The organism is Joostella sp., assembly GCF_048266025.1.
GTDB classification, from domain to species: domain Bacteria; phylum Bacteroidota; class Bacteroidia; order Flavobacteriales; family Flavobacteriaceae; genus Galbibacter; species Galbibacter atrarenae.
The window spans coordinates 157,536-177,315 of record NZ_JBLXAF010000001.1; the positions used below are offsets into that span (position 1 = coordinate 157,536).

Genomic DNA, 19,780 nt, shown 5'->3' on the forward strand with positions numbered 1-19,780 from the left:
CTTTTTCTATATTTGTATTGATTTGACCTCAATAAGATTTAAATGGGATTAGTTACTGCGAAAGAAATTGCTCAAGTAATAAATGTAGATAAATATGGTTTTTTAGGGACTTTCAGCGGGTGGATCCTTATGAAAGTTCTTAACATATCTGCAATAAACAAGGTATACGACAAACACAAAGACAAAAAGGATTTAGACTTTTTAAATTCCATTTTAGAAGAGTTTGAGATAAATTTTGAAATCCATCAAGAAGACTTAAAAAGACTTCCTAAAGATGGTGCTTATGTAACAATATCCAATCACCCTCTTGGTGGAATTGATGGTGTTTTACTTTTAAAATTACTTTTAGAGCAAAGACCTGATTATAAAATAATTGCCAATTTTTTACTTCATCGTATAAAACCATTGGCTCCTTTTATAATGCCAGTAAATCCCTTTGAAGAACATAAAGATGCAAAAAGTAGTATCGCTGGCTTCAAGCAATCCCTTAAACATTTAAAGGACGGACATCCGTTGGGTGTTTTTCCTGCTGGGGAAGTATCAACGTATCGTGACGGAAAACTTATTGTAGATAGACCGTGGGAAGAGGCAGCTATGAAACTCATAAAAAGGGCTGAAGTTCCTGTTGTTCCTATTTATTTTCATGCTAAAAACAGCAAGTTATTCTATAGACTTTCTAAACTAAATGATACGCTAAGAACGGCAAAATTACCTTCTGAAGTTATTACACAACGCAACAGAGTTATCCGTGTAAGAATAGGGAGACCTATTAGCGTAGAAGCTCAAAAAGAACATGAAAGCTTAGAGGAATTTACTGATTTCCTTAGAAGAAAAACATATATGCTTTCTAATGCTTTTGAAGAAGATCGTTTGTTCGATAAAGTTCCTACGAGCTTTAAATTCCCTCGTTCCCCAAAAGAAATCATTACTCCAGTGAGTAAAGATCTTATGGATCAAGAGGTTTCTCAATTAAGAGAAAATGACTTACGATTGCTACAAAGTAAAAACTACGAAGTTTTCTTAGCTAAGGCCAATCAAATGCCTTACATACTTCGAGAAATAGGAAGACTCCGAGAAATTACATTTAGAGAAGTTGGAGAAGGAACAAATCAAGCAATTGATTTAGATGAATTCGATGAATTTTACCACCACCTCTTCCTTTGGGACAATCAAGAAAAAACACTTGTTGGAGCCTACAGAATGGGAATGGGAGCTGATATTTTTAAAGCTAAAGGAATTGATGGTTTTTACCTTCAAGACCTGTTTAAATTTGAACCCGAGCTATATAAAATGATGAGTGAATCGATTGAAATGGGACGTGCTTTTATAGTAAGCGATTACCAACAGAAACCGATGCCACTATTTTTATTATGGAAAGGAATTGTACATACTACTTTACGTCGCCCAGAACACAAATACCTAATTGGGGGAGTAAGCATTAGCAACCAATTTTCGAACTTCTCAAAATCTCTAATGATTGAGTTTATGAAGTCTCACTATTGGGATCCATACGTAGCACAATATATAAGTCCAAAGAAAGAATTTAAAGTAAAACTTAAAGACGCAGATAAAGAGTTTGTTTTTGATGAAACAGAAGCAGATCTTAATAAGTTTGATCGTTTAATTGATGAAGTAGAACCAGGAAACTTACGCCTTCCTGTTCTGATTAAAAAATACATCAAACAAAATGCAAAGGTTGTAGCTTTTAATGTTGATCCACTATTTAACAACTCTGTAGATGGACTTATGTATATAAAAATTGCTGACTTACCAGAGAGCACAGTTAAGCCTGTAATGGAAGAATTTCAGGAAGAATTGGAGCGCAAGCACATGGAAGATGCCAACGAAGAAAATTTAAAATAACTGATTACAGTTTTTCAAAATATAGTTAAACCGCTAGATAATTAACTTTGTCTAGCTGTTTCCTTGTTGAGTTTCATTAAAGAAAAATCCTACAGACTGCTTTACCTCGTAAAGCTTATCTATATTGATATTATAACAGGTTTTCTTACCTTTTGGAGTTCCTATAATCAAGTCTACCTTTTTTAACTCAATTAAATGTTGAGAAATAGTGGCTTGTGCCAAATCAATGTCTCTAACCATATCATTACAAATACAGTTTGGATTATTGCTTATATATTGAAGTATTGATATTCGAGCAGGATGCCCTAAGGCTTTAAAAGTTTTGGAGAGTTCATTTTGCTCCAGCGTATGCGCTAATATTTTAGTAAACCCCATAATTATAATTTTTTCTTTTTTGCTGTAACAATTTATGAAATGGGGGAAATGTAAATGCTAGTGTCTAGAAACAAACGCTTCTAGACACTAGTAATAATTATTTAGAACCAAGTCTTTTTACCAATTTGGTATGTTTGGAAAAACTCTTCATCAGACTTTGTTAGGTATATAATTCCTTCTATTAGTCCTATAATAGACATTACAGGCGCTAAAATCCCACAAGTAAGGATAGAACCTAATAACATAATTAACCCCTCTTTCTGATAACCTAAAACAAATTTATGGATTCCTAGAGCTCCTAATACTATTCCTAGTACTCCAGCCATTACTTTTTTATTATTCTGAGTTTCAAAAGATGTCTGAGCTTCTCTTGCTCCCTCTTTAAACTCATTTGCTGTTTTCTTAGCTTCTTCAGAAAAATCTTTTGCCTTATCCTCGAAGTTTTTCTCGTTATCGTTCATTTCCTCTTTTTTTAAATTGGTTTAAGCAGCTAAATTACTAAAAATAGTCCTAGCATACCAAAGGCTATCTTTTAATATTTAGGATATTTATTACATTTACTATTTTATTGTTTCTTCATAAAGACCTATCCAAGTTTCAACATCCATTTTACGCAATAATATTGCTATCAACTCATAAGGAATCTGATCCATTTTTCTAAAACGAACACAACTCTTTCCTATATCTAATTTTGACGATGTATACTTTGGATACTCATCAATAAACCATTTATAAATTTCTTTATCTGCATACAACCCAGAATGGTAGAGTGAAATGTAATTTTTCTGGGAAGCTAAATTTATAAAGGGAAGTGGAAGTTCTGGATTGCAGTGATATCCCTTTGGATAAATAGAATGTGGAACTACATAACCAATCATTCCATAACTCAATCTCTCCTCCAAACCTTTCGGTAAATTATCTAAAATTACAGCTCGCAATTTATTAAATGCTGGTCGTCTTTCTAAGGGGACTGTATTTAAATAATCTTCTACTGTATTTGCACTAGTCATAAATGGTGATAATTAAGACATTAGAAACTTTCCTATAAATTTAAGAAAAATCTGCCCTAATTTTATCTACAATTGTTTGTGCCAATTTTTCTTTGCTTTCTATGGTCCATCCTGCAACATGAGGTGTAAGAAGAACATTATCTGCTTCTATCAAATAATTCATGGCTGCTGGCATTTCATCAGTAAATAGATTTTCAAAAGATGATTTTTCATATTCTAAAACATCTAGGCCAGCACCTAAAACTTTTCCAGACTTTAAAGCAGCTACCAAGTCTTCAGTAACTACGCTTTTTCCTCGAGCTGTATTTATAAACCAAAAAGGGCGATCAAAAGAATCTATAAACTCTTTATTTATCATCCCCAATGTTTCAGGTGTTTGCGGGGTATGGATACTCACAACATCTACTCTTTTCTTAAACTCTAAAATTCCCACTTGCCGTGCGTTCTCATCTCCTACTCCTCCAACAATATCATAGCACAATACATCAACATCAAAACCTTTTAGCTTTTTAGAAAAGGCTTTTCCCATATTTCCATAACCAATTATTCCTACAGTCTTTCCTTCTAGCTCTAAGCCTCTATTTTCCTCTCGTTGCCATAAACCGCTACGAACCTCTTTATCTGATCTATTTAAATGATTAAATAAGGAAAGTAACATTCCTAAGGCATGCTCTCCAACAGCATTCCTATTTCCTTCAGGGGCATTATATAATTTTATTCCTTGCTCTTTAGCAACATCCATGTCGATATTTTCTAATCCTGCACCAACACGACCAATAAATTTTAAATTTGTAGCTGCTCTTAAAAACTGAGCATCTATCTTGATTCTACTTCTTATTATGAGTCCATCGTAATCTTTTATTTTCGCTTCCACCTCCTCTTTTGAGGAAGTATAATCTGTATCGTTATTAAATCCTAATGCAGCTAGTTGCTCCAAAAGAAGAGGATGGTTTGTATCTAAATGAAGTACGTTCATTATATATAATTTAAATGCTTTTAATTAAAAAACAGATAAGTTTTAAAGCATACAAATTGCTCAAGTCTTATCTTAATACAAAGATATTACCTTTAGATTTAATTATATAATAAAGAATACTTAAGAGAATGGTCAGTTTATAAAACCCAAGTACAACAGCTTAATTATTATGCAAAACATTACTGGTATGCCTAGCTATAATATTCTTAAGACTTTCAATTCTTTTTTCCTGTCCCAAAGAATGTTTTAGTAGTTTATGCCGTAATTCATCTGGTAGGTGCTCTTCCAATAATTTTAATAACAACTTATTGTTTTGCTCCTCCAAAGCCAAAGCATTCTCAAAAAGATAACCACAACCGTCTTTTTCGATAAATAGAAATAAAGTAATTTTCGTTACATAGAAAGAGTTTCGAAGTCGTGATTTAAAAAAAGAAACATTATGGTTTTTCTCTAAGTATAGACGTATGTCGTTACAGAAATTATATTTAGAAAAAAAGCTCTCCTCATAAAACATCTTTAACTCATCAGGAGTCATATAATATTGGCATTCATTATAGGTCTCCTTAAGTTTACAACTAACGTCGTATAACTTAACAAGTTCTCTCTGTATGTGGCTTTTAAAACTACTTTTTTTCGGCATAAGAAGTCCCTATGAAATTTTAAGGGGAGGGGGTGCTTTAATTTACGCAAAAATAATATAAGTATAGACAAGCAAGAGAATTTAGGCTAGATTTTAACATTAATATTCGTCAAAAGGCAATCTTTACCACACAAACTACACTTAGAAGCCCAATATGTACTTTGCAATTGTGAAATATATTAATATTCCGAAAACATCATTACTTGTTGTAATAAATGGCCCTGTTGCAACAGCTGGATCAATTCCTTTTTTATCTAAAAAGATTGGAACAAAGGTTCCTATTATTGCAGCAATGATAATTACCGTTATTAAAGCTATACCTATGGTTACAGAAACCAAATATGTAGTGTCGAATAAAAAATGACTTATTAAAAGTACTACAAAAGCAATTGCCATTCCGTTAATAAGACCTAACAAGAATTCTTTCCCGAGTCTATGAAGCATTTCTCCTTTTATAGTATCATTAGCAAGTCCTTGCACTACAATTGCAGAAGACTGAACACCCATATTTCCTGCGGTTGCTTGAATTAAGGGTACAAAACTCAATAAAATAGGAAATTTCGCCAATGCACCTTGGAAACTACCTATAATACTAGCTGCTCCTAATCCCCCAAGCATTCCAATTAACAACCATGGTAATCGCGCTTTTGTAAGCTCAACAATACTATCACTAGCCTCTACATCTTGGGTAATACCCGCAGCCATTTGGTAATCTTTTTCTGCTTCTTCACGGATAACATCCACAATATCATCAATCGTAATTCTACCTACCAAGCGCCCTAATTCATCAATCACAGGAATAGCTTCCAAATCGTATTTAGACATCAAACGAGCCACATCCTCACCTTTGTCATTAACGGTTACATAATCAACCTTTGGGATATAAACACTACTAATTTCTGCTTTAGTAGAAGTCGTCAACAAATCTTTCAGTGAAAGTCTACCTTTCAGCTTGTCGTCATTATCAACCACATATATAGAATGTACACGGGTTACATTTTCCGCTTGCTTTCTCATTTCTTTCACACAAGTGAGCACATTCCAGTTTTCATTAACTTTTACCAGCTCTTTCGCCATAAGTCCACCAGCAGAACTCTCATCATAACGTAAAAGTTCAACAATATCTCTCGCATGGTCTTTATCTCCAATCTGAGCTATAATCTCATTTACACGATCATCAGGAAGCTCCGCAATAATATCCGCTGCATCATCGGTATCTAGCTCGCTAATTTCTTCAGCTATCTCTTTAGCAGAGAGATTCCCTAGGATCTGTTCCCTTATGTCTTCATCTAACTCTGTAAGTATATCAGAAGTTTTTTCACTATCTAATAACTTAATAATATAAGTCGATTCTTCTAAATTAAGCTCATGGATAATCTCTGCAACGTCAGCATAATGAAAATCTTCCATCATATGCAATAACGTCGCATCACCGTTGCTCTCAATAAGTTGCTCTATTTGCTCTATGAGCTCCTCCGTAAGTTTAAATGGAACCATCTATCTTTTCTTGTTTTTTGGGCACATAACCATAAAAAATGGTTATCGGGCTATCTGCTATATCTTTTAGTATTACATCCACTTGCTACGCGCTGGATATCATACTAAAAGGATGCCGCTACTATCCCTTGCGCAGGTTACAATAAATCTTTCTCTATATTAACCGTAAGTGTTATAAAATCATCTACACTCATCTGTTCTGGCCTACGGTTAAATATAACATCTTCTCTTAAATTATCTGTTAACTCAAATGTTTTTAAACTGTTACGTAATGTTTTCCTACGTTGTCCAAAAGCGGCTTTTACAACCTTAAAGAACAATTTTTCATCGCAAGGCAACGAATAATCTTCTTTCCTTATTAATCGTAATACTCCAGATTCTACTTTTGGCGGTGGATTAAAAACTTCTGGTGGAACTGTAAAAAGATATTCTGCATCATAAAAAGCTTGCACCAATACAGATAATATTCCGTAAGTTTTATTACCCTCCTTTTCACAAATTCTTGCAGCTACTTCTTTTTGAAACATTCCAGTAAATTCTGGAATTTGATCTCTTAGTTCTAAAGTTTTAAAAACTATTTGAGTAGATATATTATAAGGAAAATTTCCTGTAATAGCAAATTGTTCCTCTCCAAATAATTGTGAAGTATCATATTTTAAAAAGTCAGCTTCTACAACCTTAAATTCACTTTTAGAATTTGCAAGTCCTGGATGTTCTAATAAAAAGTTTTGCTGTAAGTATAAAATAGATTCACTATCAAGATCCATAGCTATAAGATCTACATCCTTTTTAAGTATGTATTTTGTTAATACACCTGTCCCAGGACCAATCTCTAAAACTTTCTTGTAATTATTAAGCGTTAACGTATCTCCTATTCTCTCAGCTACTGCCTCGTCTTTTAAGAAATGCTGTCCCAAATGCTTCTTAGCCTTTACAGGAGAATCATTATCGGCACGTCCCTTTTTATAAGGAGTATGATCGTATTTCTTTTTTTTCTTACTCATAGCAATAGGTATATAATATGCTTAGAAAGCTTTAAGCTATTAATGAAATAGAAATCTTTCTGATCAGACGGGTTAAAATATATATTTCTGGCTTTCAAAAACAGCTGTAAGCAAAGCTAAAACCTCAACGTATATATTCTACAATCTAAACCTTTTCCAAAACTCTAATTCATAAAAATAGATTTAATGCTCGCTTATAATTTCTAACTCCGTTCTAAAAGAAACTAACTGACTCGCAAATTTCTTAAGTACTTTTCCTCTCAACTCTTCTGCGTTTTCTTTATAATAACGGTCTAACGTATCTTTATCTTTAGTAAAATACTGCACAGAATAGGTTATACCTCCCATTTCTTCCTCTACCAAAACACGCGTCATTGTTGCCTTTGTAAATTTTCCCGTTGCTAGCACTTCGGGAATATGAGTCTCTTTCATCCAAGCTACCCATGCTTCATGAGATTGCTCCTCTACATTTGTTGTAACACTATATATATACATACTTTCCGTATTCTTTTATCAATTTATAATCTAACACTTGCTCTTTTACTAAAGCACAAAAAATAATCGGTTCCAAAATTAACAATCTAGATCTTAACAACTCGTATCTATGTTAAAAAACTTCGGCAGTAATTAGTTTACAGCATCTCCACGAAGTTCACGATATTCTTTACGAGCATCAACAAAATAAATACTGTCTTGATGCTCAAATATTATACGCTCTAATAGTTTTTTTGCCTCTTCAGGTTTCGATAATTCATCACTATAAATAGCTGCTAATTTATACAAAGCATCATCCATTAGGATTCCTTCAGGGTAAAACTCAATTATCTTCTGATAATTATATGCTGCCTTCTCATAGGATCCTCCTTTTTCTAATAATTCGGCTTGCATTAATAATGCTTCGTCTTCAATTGGCTCTCCCTTATGATTCTCTAAAATTTCTTCTAATAATGAAATCGACTTTTCATTATTATGCTGATAAGCCATAAGATCTGCTTTCGCATAAAGTTTTAATGCAGTATGCGTTGAATCGTTTACTATATTATCAGAAATTAAAAGTTTTAACTCCAAAGCATCGTTGGCAATTAATTGAGAGGTTGATGACTTTAATACTTTGAGTTGTGTTTCTGCCCAATCAAAATCACCTTTATAAAAACTCGTCTGCGCTACTTTAAAACGCGCTTGCTGACCAACAACATGATTTTTCATGTCCTTTTGGACTTGTGAATAGTAAATTAGCGCCTGATTGAATTTTTCATCATAAACCAAAATATCTGCCATTGCCATTCGTACTTGAGCTATTGAAAATCTATTCAAAGGTAACTCCAACGCATCTTTTAATAGCTGAATTGCTTCTTCACTCCTATCGCGATTAAAAGCTAGAAATGAGGCATATTTTAACTGTACTTCGATCGTTTGTGAGGAAGTTCCGTACGTATCTAAAAGTATCTTAAAATCTTGCTCCACCTGATCATAATCTTTTTTAGTGGCTGTATCTAAAGAGATAGAAATTAATTCCAGATTTGCATATATTAATAATTCTGGATTCTGAGTTTCTGAAATAATAAACTCAAAAATTGACTTTGAAGTTTCTGTATCTCCACTCTCAGAAGCCATTCTAGCTACATTTAGAATAACATTAAATTTAGGTTCTAACGAGCGCTTGTATATTGCTTTCTCTTGAATAAAAGCACTTTTAAAATCTTGCTGCTGAATAAATAGCCAACTCAACAACTCGTTCCAAAGTAAATCTGGATTTGTTTGTGAGCGTCGCAGGAGAATCTTCTTGAATAAAACATTATTTTCACTCGCACTATCTTCACTAATAAAAGCGCTTAGATTTCTTTTTATATTCCCAATTAAATTCTCACGCTCTAACATCAAGTCACAGTACATCTCGTACATGTTTTCGATATCACCCTGCTCCCCGTAGATATACGCTAAGTCGTAGTTAAAATTTAGCTTAGGGTTTAAAGACATTCCTTTTTTATAGGTCTTTACTGCATAATCCAACAATGCTTTCTCCTTAAAAGCACCTCCTACTGCAAACGCAAAATTAGGATTACTATCAAGGCTCGCTACGGCTTTATCATAATATAGATTGGCTTTATCTTCTTGATTCATTAATTGATAATTGTAGCCTGTCTCTATAAAAAGAACTGGATAGATATTTTTATCTTCTAATTTTTTGAGCAAAATCTTTTCTGCCTCTTCCAACTGATTTGCCTGTTGGTAAGAAGCAACTAAACTCATAAAATAGTTTCTATTGTTTGGATTTTGATCATAAAGCTTCTGGAAGTATACAATGGCTTTTTCATAATCTCCCTTCTCAAAATACTGCTGTGCAATAGCTTGGTTCTGAGCAAAAAGATCAGAAAAACTTAATAAAGAAAAGAATATTATAAAAAAGTATTTCACAGATAGATATTATTTATTTTGAGTCGCTTTATAATGCTATCGCATAAATATAATGCTTAGTTCTCAAATATAATCGATTAATAATGAAGAACTAAATAGCTACTAACAAATAGATATATAAAAGCGGAGTCGAAAACACCTTCACCAAAATGATGAAATTTCTCGACTCCGCCCGAAAAGACACTCTTTGTATCTTTTAAAATATTTTAAATACTAATTATAGCATTACGAAATCATATCGAAACCTGTATATGGCACTAAAGCCTCAGGGATTTTAATTCCTTCTGGCGTCTGGTAATTCTCTAATATTCCTGCCAAAACTCTCGGCAATGCTAAAGAACTTCCGTTTAGAGTATGTGCTAAAACACTCTTTCCATTCTCATCTTTAAAACGAAGCTTTAAGCGGTTTGCCTGATATGTTTCAAAATTCGAAACTGAGCTAATTTCTAACCAACGCTCTTGAGCAGTAGAATACACTTCAAAATCGAATGTTAAAGCAGAAGTAAATCCTAAATCTCCACCACAAAGTCTTAAAATTCTATAAGGAAGTTTTAATTCTCTTAGAATTTCTTGAATGTGAGCAACCATTCCATCTAACGCTTTATAAGAATTATCTGGATGTTCTACTCGCACAATTTCCACTTTATCAAATTGATGAAGTCTATTTAATCCTCTAACATGTGCCCCATAACTCCCTGCCTCTCTTCTAAAGCATGGTGTATAACCAGTAATTTTAATTGGCAAACTACTTTCTGAAACTATCTCATCTCTAAAAATATTGGTAACAGGAACTTCCGCAGTTGGAATTAAATATAAGTCGTCTGCCCCAATATGATACATCTGCCCTTCTTTATCTGGCAACTGCCCAGTACCGAAACCTGAAGCTTCATTTACTAAATGTGGCACTTGGTATTCTGTATATCCTGCTGCTGTATTTTTATCTAAAAAATAAGCGATTAGCGCTCGTTGTAAACGCGCTCCTTTTCCTTTGTAAACAGGAAAACCAGCTCCTGTAATTTTTGCTCCTAAATCGAAATCAATGATATCGTATTTTTTAGCAAGCTCCCAATGTGGTAAAGCATCTCCTTCTAATTCTGGAACAGCTCCTTCTTTAAAAATCTCAACGTTATCCTCATCAGAATTCCCAGCAGGAACAGATGGATGCGGGATATTAGGAATTTTATATAATAAACTTGATAATTCTTCAGACTTCGCATTTAATTGCTCTCCTAAAGTTTTAGAAGTCTCCTTTAGCTCTCCTGTTTGTGCTTTTAAGGCATTTGCCTTTTCTACATCACCACTTTTAAAAAACCCACCAATCTCTTTGGACAATTTATTAGACTCGGCCAATATGTTATCTAATTGTGCCTGAAGTGCTCTACGCTCTTCATCCAAGGATATCACTTGCTCGATCATTGAAGCCTCTACATTTCTTACTTGTAGTAGCTTAATTACCTCCTCCTTGTTTTCTCTAATAAACTGTACTTGAAGCATGATTATACTTATTTAATTTATAAAAATGATTTTTTTGCTCAGTAATGCAATTTTCCAGCAAAACTGAAGCACAAATTTAAACGTTTACGGGTGATTAAGAAATGTATTTATGTTTTTTTAATTCACAAGTGAAGACATCTCATTTTTAATAAGAAAAACATAACTCATTCACTATAATACTTGCTCTTTTATTAATAAAAAGCATCGTAAAAGCAGCCACAAAAAAGTGTTTTAATCTTTAATTCGTTTCTCCTCTTTCTCTTTAGGATTATAAGGATAAATCCAATCTGCGTGCTTAAAGTAGTCCCAAGAAACAGTAGCAAGATCTACATCGGGTTTCACAAAAGACATCCATTCACTATTATTCACACTCACCTTACTCGAAGTAGCATACACACTAATTTCCTCTCCCTTTTCTTGATATTCTCTCTTTAAATGTTGAACAAATTGCCAAATAACATCTGGTTTAGTAGCTACAATACGGCGTTGCTTAGGAGATAAATAATCTTTTAGATTTACATAGTGAGTCCTTCCCGTTGTTTTATTAACCAATTTAAAGCTAATTACCCCAGATTTCCCTCTTAGCATCATTCGCCAACTTAATCGGTGTCCTTCTTCTGTCCATAGTACATTATCCTTAATTACCCAATGACGAAGTGGAAGTAGAATTTGAATCGTAAAATACAAACCTCCAAGAATCAGCAATGGCTTTCTGTAGCTAGGAACCACTATTTCATTAGCAGTATACAGCTCTTTTTTCTTCAGAAATAAATTACGAATCGTTTTAGGCTCAAAAAAGAATAAGCTAAATGCGAGCGACATATACGGGAAGATTCCGATCTGAAAAACAATAGAATTAAACAAATGGAAAAAAATCGAAGCAAAAAATGCCCATTTGCGGGTTCTTTTTATCAACAGTAAAGGAACTATTAGGAGATCGAATAGAATTCCGGTATATGTAATAAACACATGAACTGAATGTTGCTGTAAAATATCTCCTATCAAATAATAATGTGCACGAGATTTCATCAACATTTCAACAACAGAAAAATCTAACCAATCTGGGTATAACTTTGCAATAGCAGCATAAGTGTACACTATCCAAACTTGAAGAATTATTATTAGAGAACACCATCTGGGCATCCATATTCTTTTAAAAGAAGGATTCCGAGCATCCACAGAAAAATAACGACTTGCAGGCAATAAAATCATTATCAGGCAAAGTAATAATAGCAGATAATAATGGTTATTATAAGAGTTCTTTTGCATAAAATAAACGCCTGCCCACATAATAGTGAAAGCGCTCATACTATATCTATACTTATATCCCACCATTACTAAGAGCCCAAAAACACCCATAATAGCAAAATAGAAATACATTCCATTACCCTGTAATGGTTGCAAAAAATCTAATCCTATAAAATTAAATGTGAATTTAGGATCTATAAGTGCACGTTTTACCCAACCCGTAAAAATGGCGCCTATAGCTTCCATGAAAATTAAAAAACCAAAAATAACTCTAAACACTACAAGTGCAGAATTATCTATTCTCGTAAATAAAAGTTTATTGAGCATGGTTTTTAGCGATATAGGCTAAAGTAGCCTCTTTATCTTTAATAAGTTGTTCTTTTAGCTGAATTATAGAATCGAATTTAGTTTCATCGCGTAACCTTTCAAGCACTTCTACTCTTACTTCAGTACCATAAAGATCTTCATTGAAATCTATAAAGTGAACCTCTATTGTCTTCTTCTCGCCATTTACAGTAGGATTGAAGCCGATATTCATCATTCCAAATACCACTTTCCCATTGTAAACACTCTTAACAACATAAACTCCAATCTTAGGAATGAGTTTATATTTCTCTTTGATATAAATATTGGCAGTCGGAAAATCTATTTGCTTCCCTAAGCCTTTTCCTTGAGTAATTTCTCCTGTTAGCATATAAGAATACCCAAGAAAAGTATTTGCTGTCTTTACATCTCCCTCTTCGAGAGCCTTTCTAATTTTTGTAGAACTTACAGACACTTCATCAACCTCTTCCACAGAAATTTGTTCAACTTCAAAATCGTATTTTTCTCCAAAATCTATAAGATCATCAATAGTTGCTGTTCTATTTCTTCCGAAGCGATGATCGTAACCAATAATTACTTTCTTTGCATTTATATTATCTACAAGAACGTCTTTTACATATTCTTCCGCAGTAAGTCTAGAAAACTCTTTTGTAAATGGATGTATGATAAGCTGATCTAAGCCAGTTTCTTTTAATATGGAAATCTTCTCGTCTAAAGTATTTAATAATTTTAAATCCGTAGCTTGTTGCAATACCATACGAGGGTGTGGAAAGAACGTTAAGATTGTAGATTTTAAATCGTTTGCAATAGCATTTGCCACCAATTTATCTATAATTTTTCTGTGCCCCACATGAACTCCATCAAAGGTACCAACAGTTACCACCGTATAGTAATTCTCTTCTTTATCAAAAAGATTACGCTTTATAATCACTTAAAAGCATTTAAATTAAACATCATCAATCACAAAATAACGAATTTAAAAGTGAATATTTAATTAAATTAAATAAGTGATTTATTATTTTTTTCGCTGAACAAGGTCAAAAATTGATTATTTTTATTCCCAGCCTATACGTAAAAATGAAAAAAACCACCAGAATCACTCTCCTTTTTTGCATTTTAATATGCTCTGTTTCAGTTTTTTCACAGAACAAACCTCTTTGGTCTGCGACACAACTTAAGCAGAAAAATATTCCTAATCTTCAAGGAAAAGAAACACCAACCTTTACCCTTAATATTCAAGAATTAAAATCGCAATTAGAGAACACTCCTAAAAGAGGAGGTCAACTTTTTAAAAGAAGTGCGAATGTGGCGGTAACTTTTCCTGTTGATAAAAATAAATTCACGCAATTTGTTATAACTGAAAACAATGTTATGGCAGCGGAGCTTGCCGAGAAATTTCCAGATATAAAATCCTATGTAGGAACTTCCATAGAAAACCCTTTAGAAAGAATTTATTTTTCCGTTGACAATTCAGGCTTCCATGGAATGATTAGAAATAAAAACGAGATCACCTATATAAATCCATCTGAAGGTTCTAAAGGCGATTATTATCTAGCTAAAAAATCAGATTTTGATGCCACTGAATATGAATGTAAAGTAGAAGGAGCCAATACGGAAACTAGTTCTAAAAGTGATAGCAATTATGCGGCGCGCCCAGTAGATGACAGCATGTTAAGAACCTACAGAATGGCATTAGCATGTACCGCAGAATATGCTGCTTTTCATATTAATGCTGCAGGAGTAGCAACAGGAACAGAAGCAGACAAAAAATCGGCAGTTCTTGCTGCAATGAATACTTCCATCACAAGAATTAACAGCGTTTATGAAAATGATCTCGCCATACAATTACAGCTTATTGCTAATAATGACGATCTAATATTTTTAAATGAAGAAACTGATGGACTTACCAATGGCGACGGGGAAGCATTAATTAATGAGATTCAAAATGTAATTGATAACGCTTTAGGTTTTGGAAATTATGATATTGGACACGTATTTAGCGTTAGCTCTTCTGGAGGTGATGGGATAGCACAGTTAGCTTCGGTATGTACTTCAGGAAAAGCAAGAGGTGTAACAGGATTTGTTAACCCAACAGGAGATGCTTTTGACATAGATTTTGTAGCACATGAAATTGGACATCAATTTGGAGCTACACATACTTTTAACAACTCTTGTAATTCTAATAGAACTTCTGCTACCGCTGTAGAACCAGGAAGTGGAAGTACAATTATGGGGTACGCAGGAATATGCCCAAGTAACGTGCAAGGAAATAGCGATGCTTACTTCCATGCAATTAGTATTTCGCAAATCTGGGACAATATAACCTTAGGAAATAGCACTTGTGGAGCAACTACATCGATTAGCAACCAACCGCCTGTGGTTTCTCCAATTGTAAATTATAGCATCCCAGCAGGAACTGCTTTTGTTTTAGATGCTGAAGTAACAGACCCTAACGGAGATGTATTAACATACACATGGGAGCAGCAAAATAATGAAGCTTCCACACAACCTCCTGTTGCCAATGCAGAAGATGGACCTATGTTTAGATCTGTACCTCCATCTATTTCTTCAAAAAGATACTTCCCTGAAGAGAATGCCATTCTTAATAATAATTTATCACCAACTTGGGAAGTAATTCCTACAGTCTCTAGGAATCTTAATTTCTCACTTTTAGTAAGAGATAACAATTCTAATGGCGGACAAACAGCAAGAGAAGACCTTACCATTTCAACTATAGACACAGGAAATGCCTTTGCAGTCACCTCTCAAACAACAGAAGAAACCCTCCAAGGAGGCTCTGTATATCCTGTAACTTGGAATGTAGCAGCAACAGACAAGCTCCCTATTAACACCAGCTTTGTTAGTATTCTGCTTATTATCAACGATGATTTAGAAAATCCTATTGTTTTATCTGAAAGCACAAAAAATGATGGAACAAAACAGGTAGTTATTCCTGGAGACATCAATACAGAGAATGCTAGATTAATGGTAAAAGCAGTTGATAATATCTATTTTGCAATTAATGAGGCTACATTAAAAATAGAACCTTCGGACTATGCGTTAATATTTAACACCTTAGAACAAAGCGTTTGCCAACCAAATGACCTTACCATTCCTTTTAAATATAATAGCTATGGTACATTTAACGAAACAATCACACTTACTGCGGAAGATATTCCTACTGGAGCAACAGTTACCTTTAGTGCTACTGAAGTAACTACAGACGAAACCCCAATAAGCATTACCGTATCTGGAACTGCTAATTTAGCGCATGGAGCCAACACTTTTAATGTGGTAGCAACTTCTTCTGGCGGACAAATAAAAAAATACCCCATAGAATTATCGGTTTATTCAGAAACATTCGAAGAGATAAATCTAACGTCTCCTGAAAACACCGCTTTAGAAGTTCCGCTAACTCCAATTTTCAACTGGGAAGAATATACAAATGCAAAATCCTATGAAATTCAGATTTCAAAAACTTCAGATTTCAGTAATATCGCTTATTCAGAAATTACAAATACTAATGAATTTCAAGCTGAAGCATTAGATGAAACTACTACGTATTATTGGCGCGTAAAACCTATAAACACATGTAGTGAAGGAAATTATAGCGCTACCTTTTCTTTTACTACCTTAAATATATCTTGCAACTCCTACACCAATAATTCTACGATATACATTTCCAAAGCGGGAGCATCTACAAACACAGCCACTCTAGATATTCTTGAAGGTGGTACTTTAAATGATATAAATATAACGGTAGACATAACACACTCTTGGCTCGAAGATTTAACATTAAACCTTATCTCTCCATCTGGAACTATTGTTCCGCTACTAACACAGCAGTGTGGAGACGGTAACGATATGCTAGTTACTTTTAGCGACAGTGGCAATAACGTAACATGTACAGCAGCAAACCCAACACTCTCTGGCACTATAAAACCTCAACAACCACTTTCTACGTTATATGGAGAACCTTTAAAAGGAAGATGGAAACTTGAGGTAAACGATGCAAATAATGAAGATGGAGGAAGCATAAATTCTTTTAAAATAAGCTTTTGTATTGATGGAGACTTTGATCCAGACACCGATAGAGATGGTGTTTTAGACACGGAAGACCTTTGCCCAAACACTCCAATAGGATCTAAAGTAGATATAAATGGATGTGCTATTTTTAGTATTGCTGCCAACAACTATGAAATAACAATTACAGATGAAACCTGCTCCAATAGTAACAATGGAAGTATTGATATCACCGCGGAAGAAAACTACAACTATGATGCTACCTTGACTGGAAATGGTGTAAATACCAGCTCTCCTTTTAAAACTGACATAAGTTTTGAAAACCTAAGCGCTGGAAATTATCAATTGTGTTTCACTATAGATTCAAATAGCGGATACCAGCAATGTTTCGATATTAATATTGGCGAACCTGCGCCATTAGCCATTTCCTCCACAAGAAATTCAGCAGCAAACAAAGTAATGCTAGAACTTTCTGGAAGTGACATTTATACGATTGAATTAAATGGAGCTATTTCTAAAACAAACAGAGAATCCCTAGAACTATCCTTAGAAAAAGGAGTGAATAGACTGAAAATATATACTGATAAAGATTGCCAAGGTTTTCATGAAGAACTCATTATTAGTGCAGGAGAAATAGCCGCTTACCCTAATCCGTTTATTAATGAAGTTACCATCTATACAGCATTTCCAAATAGCAATTCGTTACTTACTCTTCATAATACCTCTGGAAAATTAATATTCAGTAGAAATGAAAATAGTGACGACTTAGGAAAAATTAAACTTCAACTAGCAGAACTCCCAAAGGGGATTTACATTTTGAATATAAATAATAAGGAATATACTAAAACCCTTAAATTAATTAAAGATTAATAATATGCAGAAACTACAATACATAACATATTTAAGCTGCTTATTATTATTCTTAAGCTGTGGAGGTGATAGTGATGAACCTGAAGAGCCTAAATCTCCAAGTGCGGCGACTTTAATTTTTCCTTTAGAAAATTCTGAATGCACAGAAGGAGTTATTTCCTCTCCCGATGCAGATATAAGTGTGGTTACTTTTGAATGGAATCCTTCAAACAATACAGATTCTTACCAATTAACCATTAAAGATCTTGGAACTACAAGAACGCAAACATTTGATACTCAATCTGCTTTTCAGGAAGTTACTTTAAACAGAGGGACTCCATATTCTTGGTATGTAGCTTCAGTAAATAGCACCACATTAGAATCTGTAGTCAGTGAAACTTGGAAGTTTTATAATGCCGATGAAGGCGCTATAAGTTACCCACCATTCCCCGCAGATTTAATAGAGCCTACTCCCGGAAGCACCCTGTACAGTAGTAATACAACTATAAGTTTTATTTGGGAAGCAGCAGATATCGATAATGATATTGTAGGATATAATGTGTTTATGGGAAGCAACAATCCTCCCACAACAAGTATTGCTGATAATACTTCTGAAGAAACACTTACGTATGCTACTCCAAGTGCAGGACTATATTATTGGCTAGTAAAAACAACAGATAGCAATGGAAATGTTTCAACCTCTGAAATTTCTCAATTTAAAGTAGAATAATCAGGTGTTATTAAAAGCATTCATTGTATTATTAAGACCTGCTGTTCCAAAAGATTTGATAACCTCTTTAGCTTTCTCCAAGCGCTCTTTCATTTTGCTAGACTCCTCCTCATTCCATTTCCCTAACACATAATCCACCTGTCTTCCTTTAGAAAATTCTGCACCAACTCCAAATCGGAAACGTGGATAATTGGTTGTCCCTAGTTGACCTTGGATATCTTTTAACCCATTATGACCACCATCACTACCTTTACCTTTTACTCTTATAGTTCCAAAAGGTAAGTTTAGATCGTCTGTTATAACAAGGATATTTCCTAATGGAATTTTCTCTTTCGTCATCCAATACTTAACAGCCTTCCCACTAAGATTCATATAAGTACTAGGCTTTAAAAAGACAAAAGTGCGTCCTTTAAACTTATAAGTAGTCGTAGCTCCCAATTTATTAGTCTCGAAAGCAACCGACTCTTCATCAGCAAAGAAATCGAGAATTTTAAATCCTATATTATGTCTCGTATTATCGTATTCGGCACCTATATTACCTAAACCTACTATTAAAAATTTTTTCATTGAATCTACTTCTTCTTCTACTTCCTTTAAAAAAAGTTTCTTTAAATACTGTATCATATCTCTATAACTAGCTGAGATACAAAAATAAAAAAGCACCTCGAAATAGAGGTGCTTTTAAATATATAAGTTGAATGCTTACTCAGCTTTCGCTTTACCAGCAGCTTTTTCTTCTTTAGCAGCCTCTTGAGCAGCTTTCATAGCAGCACGAGATACTCTAACTTGACATACTACTGTATTTTCTGGGTGCATGATTTTATAATCATCATTCCCTACAGCTGTAACGTATAATTTGTTACCAATTTCTAATTTAGATACATCTGCATCTATAAAATCAGGTAAGTTAGCAGGAAGTGCTTTTACCTTAAGTTTACGTTGGTTCATACGTAAAACTCCACCGGCGATAACCCCTGGAGAGTTTCCTACTTTTCTTACTGGAATATCCATTGTTACTTCTTTATCATCAAATATTTGATAAAAATCGATGTGTACAATAGCATCAGTCACTGGGTGAAACTGAATATCCTGTAAGATAGCATTGTATGTATTTCCTTTACCAAATGAAATAACTACTGTGTGTGCGTTTGGAGTGTACACCAAGTCTTTAAATGCTATTTCTTCAGCTGAAAAGTGTAATGGCTTATCCCCTCCGTATAATACGCAAGGTACCTGTCCAGCATTACGTAAGGCTTTAGTTGACTTCTTGCCCACGCTTTCTCTTTGAGATCCTTTAATTGTAATTGACTTCATTATATATGTATAAAATTA

General features: G+C 33.9%; 17 protein-coding genes. 3 read left to right on the forward strand and 14 right to left on the reverse strand.

Going from position 1 to position 19,780, the window contains the following annotated elements; genetic code table 11:
- The first annotated feature begins 42 nt into the window (after nt 1-42).
- A complete protein-coding gene (locus tag ACN0TY_RS00675) occupies nt 43-1,863 on the forward strand; it encodes a GNAT family N-acyltransferase (protein WP_417442978.1) in 1,821 nt (606 codons plus the stop codon).
- Between the two features lie 51 nt (nt 1,864-1,914).
- Here the strand turns inward: ACN0TY_RS00675 and ACN0TY_RS00680 are convergent, their stop codons facing one another.
- The 12 genes from ACN0TY_RS00680 to ACN0TY_RS00735 all read right to left on the reverse strand — a co-directional run bounded on the left by ACN0TY_RS00680 (nt 1,915) and on the right by ACN0TY_RS00735 (nt 13,777).
- A complete protein-coding gene (locus ACN0TY_RS00680; RefSeq protein WP_417442979.1) occupies nt 1,915-2,238 on the reverse strand; it encodes an ArsR/SmtB family transcription factor in 324 nt (107 codons plus the stop codon).
- 101 nt (nt 2,239-2,339) lie between these two features.
- A complete protein-coding gene (locus ACN0TY_RS00685; protein WP_236959462.1) occupies nt 2,340-2,699 on the reverse strand; it encodes a TM2 domain-containing protein in 360 nt (119 codons plus the stop codon).
- A gap of 99 nt (nt 2,700-2,798) precedes the next feature.
- Entirely contained in the window at nt 2,799-3,248 is a 450-nt protein-coding gene (locus ACN0TY_RS00690; protein ID WP_417442980.1) for a DUF1801 domain-containing protein, read from the reverse strand.
- A gap of 40 nt (nt 3,249-3,288) precedes the next feature.
- The gene (locus ACN0TY_RS00695) at nt 3,289-4,224 is read right to left on the reverse strand and encodes a 2-hydroxyacid dehydrogenase (protein WP_417442981.1); all 936 of its coding nucleotides are present in this window, start codon (nt 4,222-4,224) and stop codon (nt 3,289-3,291) included.
- Nucleotides 4,225-4,384: 160 nt separating this feature from the next.
- A complete protein-coding gene (locus ACN0TY_RS00700; RefSeq protein ID WP_417442982.1) occupies nt 4,385-4,864 on the reverse strand; it encodes a hypothetical protein in 480 nt (159 codons plus the stop codon).
- Between the two features lie 141 nt (nt 4,865-5,005).
- Nucleotides 5,006-6,361 (reverse strand): magnesium transporter, encoded by a 1,356-nt coding sequence (gene mgtE, locus ACN0TY_RS00705; protein ID WP_236959466.1) that lies wholly within the window; start codon nt 6,359-6,361, stop codon nt 5,006-5,008.
- Between the two features lie 137 nt (nt 6,362-6,498).
- Complete coding sequence (gene rsmA, locus ACN0TY_RS00710) at nt 6,499-7,365, reverse strand: 16S rRNA (adenine(1518)-N(6)/adenine(1519)-N(6))-dimethyltransferase RsmA (RefSeq protein ID WP_417442983.1); 867 nt, start codon at nt 7,363-7,365, stop codon at nt 6,499-6,501.
- Between the two features lie 183 nt (nt 7,366-7,548).
- Nucleotides 7,549-7,860 (reverse strand): DUF4286 family protein, encoded by a 312-nt coding sequence (locus ACN0TY_RS00715; RefSeq protein WP_236959468.1) that lies wholly within the window; start codon nt 7,858-7,860, stop codon nt 7,549-7,551.
- 132 nt (nt 7,861-7,992) lie between these two features.
- The gene (locus ACN0TY_RS00720) at nt 7,993-9,780 is read right to left on the reverse strand and encodes a tetratricopeptide repeat protein (protein WP_417442984.1); all 1,788 of its coding nucleotides are present in this window, start codon (nt 9,778-9,780) and stop codon (nt 7,993-7,995) included.
- Nucleotides 9,781-10,005: 225 nt separating this feature from the next.
- Nucleotides 10,006-11,274 carry a serine--tRNA ligase gene (gene serS / locus ACN0TY_RS00725; RefSeq protein WP_417442985.1) on the reverse strand — a complete coding sequence of 423 codons (1,269 nt, stop codon included), beginning with the start codon at nt 11,272-11,274 and terminating at the stop codon, nt 10,006-10,008.
- Between the two features lie 231 nt (nt 11,275-11,505).
- Complete coding sequence (locus ACN0TY_RS00730; RefSeq protein ID WP_417442986.1) at nt 11,506-12,849, reverse strand: HTTM domain-containing protein; 1,344 nt, start codon at nt 12,847-12,849, stop codon at nt 11,506-11,508.
- Nucleotides 12,839-13,777 (reverse strand): bifunctional riboflavin kinase/FAD synthetase, encoded by a 939-nt coding sequence (locus ACN0TY_RS00735; RefSeq protein ID WP_236959472.1) that lies wholly within the window; start codon nt 13,775-13,777, stop codon nt 12,839-12,841. Before ACN0TY_RS00735 ends, ACN0TY_RS00730 begins: the two co-directional genes overlap by 11 nt.
- Nucleotides 13,778-13,923: 146 nt before the next feature.
- Here ACN0TY_RS00735 and ACN0TY_RS00740 point away from each other — a divergent pair, with 146 nt between their 5' ends.
- Both ACN0TY_RS00740 and ACN0TY_RS00745 read left to right on the forward strand, forming a co-directional pair.
- Nucleotides 13,924-17,739: a reprolysin-like metallopeptidase gene (locus ACN0TY_RS00740; protein ID WP_417442987.1), complete on the forward strand. Its 3,816-nt coding sequence runs from the start codon at nt 13,924-13,926 to the stop codon at nt 17,737-17,739.
- Between the two features lie 4 nt (nt 17,740-17,743).
- Nucleotides 17,744-18,448, forward strand: a complete 705-nt coding sequence (locus tag ACN0TY_RS00745; protein ID WP_417442988.1) for a hypothetical protein — start codon at nt 17,744-17,746, stop codon at nt 18,446-18,448.
- Here the strand turns inward: ACN0TY_RS00745 and pth are convergent, their stop codons facing one another.
- A complete protein-coding gene (pth, locus tag ACN0TY_RS00750; protein ID WP_417442989.1) occupies nt 18,449-19,072 on the reverse strand; it encodes an aminoacyl-tRNA hydrolase in 624 nt (207 codons plus the stop codon).
- Nucleotides 19,073-19,150: 78 nt separating this feature from the next.
- Nucleotides 19,151-19,762 carry a 50S ribosomal protein L25/general stress protein Ctc gene (locus ACN0TY_RS00755; RefSeq protein ID WP_236959476.1) on the reverse strand — a complete coding sequence of 204 codons (612 nt, stop codon included), beginning with the start codon at nt 19,760-19,762 and terminating at the stop codon, nt 19,151-19,153.
- Nucleotides 19,763-19,780 lie beyond the last annotated feature (18 nt).

Excerpts from the sequence above, each read along its gene's own strand:
- ACN0TY_RS00685 (WP_236959462.1), bottom strand. The coding sequence starts at position 2,699 with ATGAACGATAACGAGAAAAACTTCGAGGATAAGGCAAAAGATTTTTCT.
- ACN0TY_RS00695 (WP_417442981.1), bottom strand. The coding sequence starts at position 4,224 with ATGAACGTACTTCATTTAGATACAAACCATCCTCTTCTTTTGGAGCAA.
- serS (WP_417442985.1), bottom strand. The coding sequence starts at position 11,274 with ATGCTTCAAGTACAGTTTATTAGAGAAAACAAGGAGGAGGTAATTAAG.
- ACN0TY_RS00700 (WP_417442982.1), bottom strand. The coding sequence starts at position 4,864 with ATGCCGAAAAAAAGTAGTTTTAAAAGCCACATACAGAGAGAACTTGTT.
- ACN0TY_RS00755 (WP_236959476.1), bottom strand. The coding sequence starts at position 19,762 with ATGAAGTCAATTACAATTAAAGGATCTCAAAGAGAAAGCGTGGGCAAG.
- rsmA (WP_417442983.1), bottom strand. The coding sequence starts at position 7,365 with ATGAGTAAGAAAAAAAAGAAATACGATCATACTCCTTATAAAAAGGGA.
- ACN0TY_RS00730 (WP_417442986.1), bottom strand. The coding sequence starts at position 12,849 with ATGCTCAATAAACTTTTATTTACGAGAATAGATAATTCTGCACTTGTA.
- ACN0TY_RS00680 (WP_417442979.1), bottom strand. The coding sequence starts at position 2,238 with ATGGGGTTTACTAAAATATTAGCGCATACGCTGGAGCAAAATGAACTC.
- mgtE (WP_236959466.1), bottom strand. The coding sequence starts at position 6,361 with ATGGTTCCATTTAAACTTACGGAGGAGCTCATAGAGCAAATAGAGCAA.
- ACN0TY_RS00740 (WP_417442987.1), top strand. The coding sequence starts at position 13,924 with ATGAAAAAAACCACCAGAATCACTCTCCTTTTTTGCATTTTAATATGC.
- ACN0TY_RS00745 (WP_417442988.1), top strand. The coding sequence starts at position 17,744 with ATGCAGAAACTACAATACATAACATATTTAAGCTGCTTATTATTATTC.
- ACN0TY_RS00690 (WP_417442980.1), bottom strand. The coding sequence starts at position 3,248 with ATGACTAGTGCAAATACAGTAGAAGATTATTTAAATACAGTCCCCTTA.
- ACN0TY_RS00675 (WP_417442978.1), top strand. The coding sequence starts at position 43 with ATGGGATTAGTTACTGCGAAAGAAATTGCTCAAGTAATAAATGTAGAT.
- pth (WP_417442989.1), bottom strand. The coding sequence starts at position 19,072 with ATGATACAGTATTTAAAGAAACTTTTTTTAAAGGAAGTAGAAGAAGAA.
- ACN0TY_RS00715 (WP_236959468.1), bottom strand. The coding sequence starts at position 7,860 with ATGTATATATATAGTGTTACAACAAATGTAGAGGAGCAATCTCATGAA.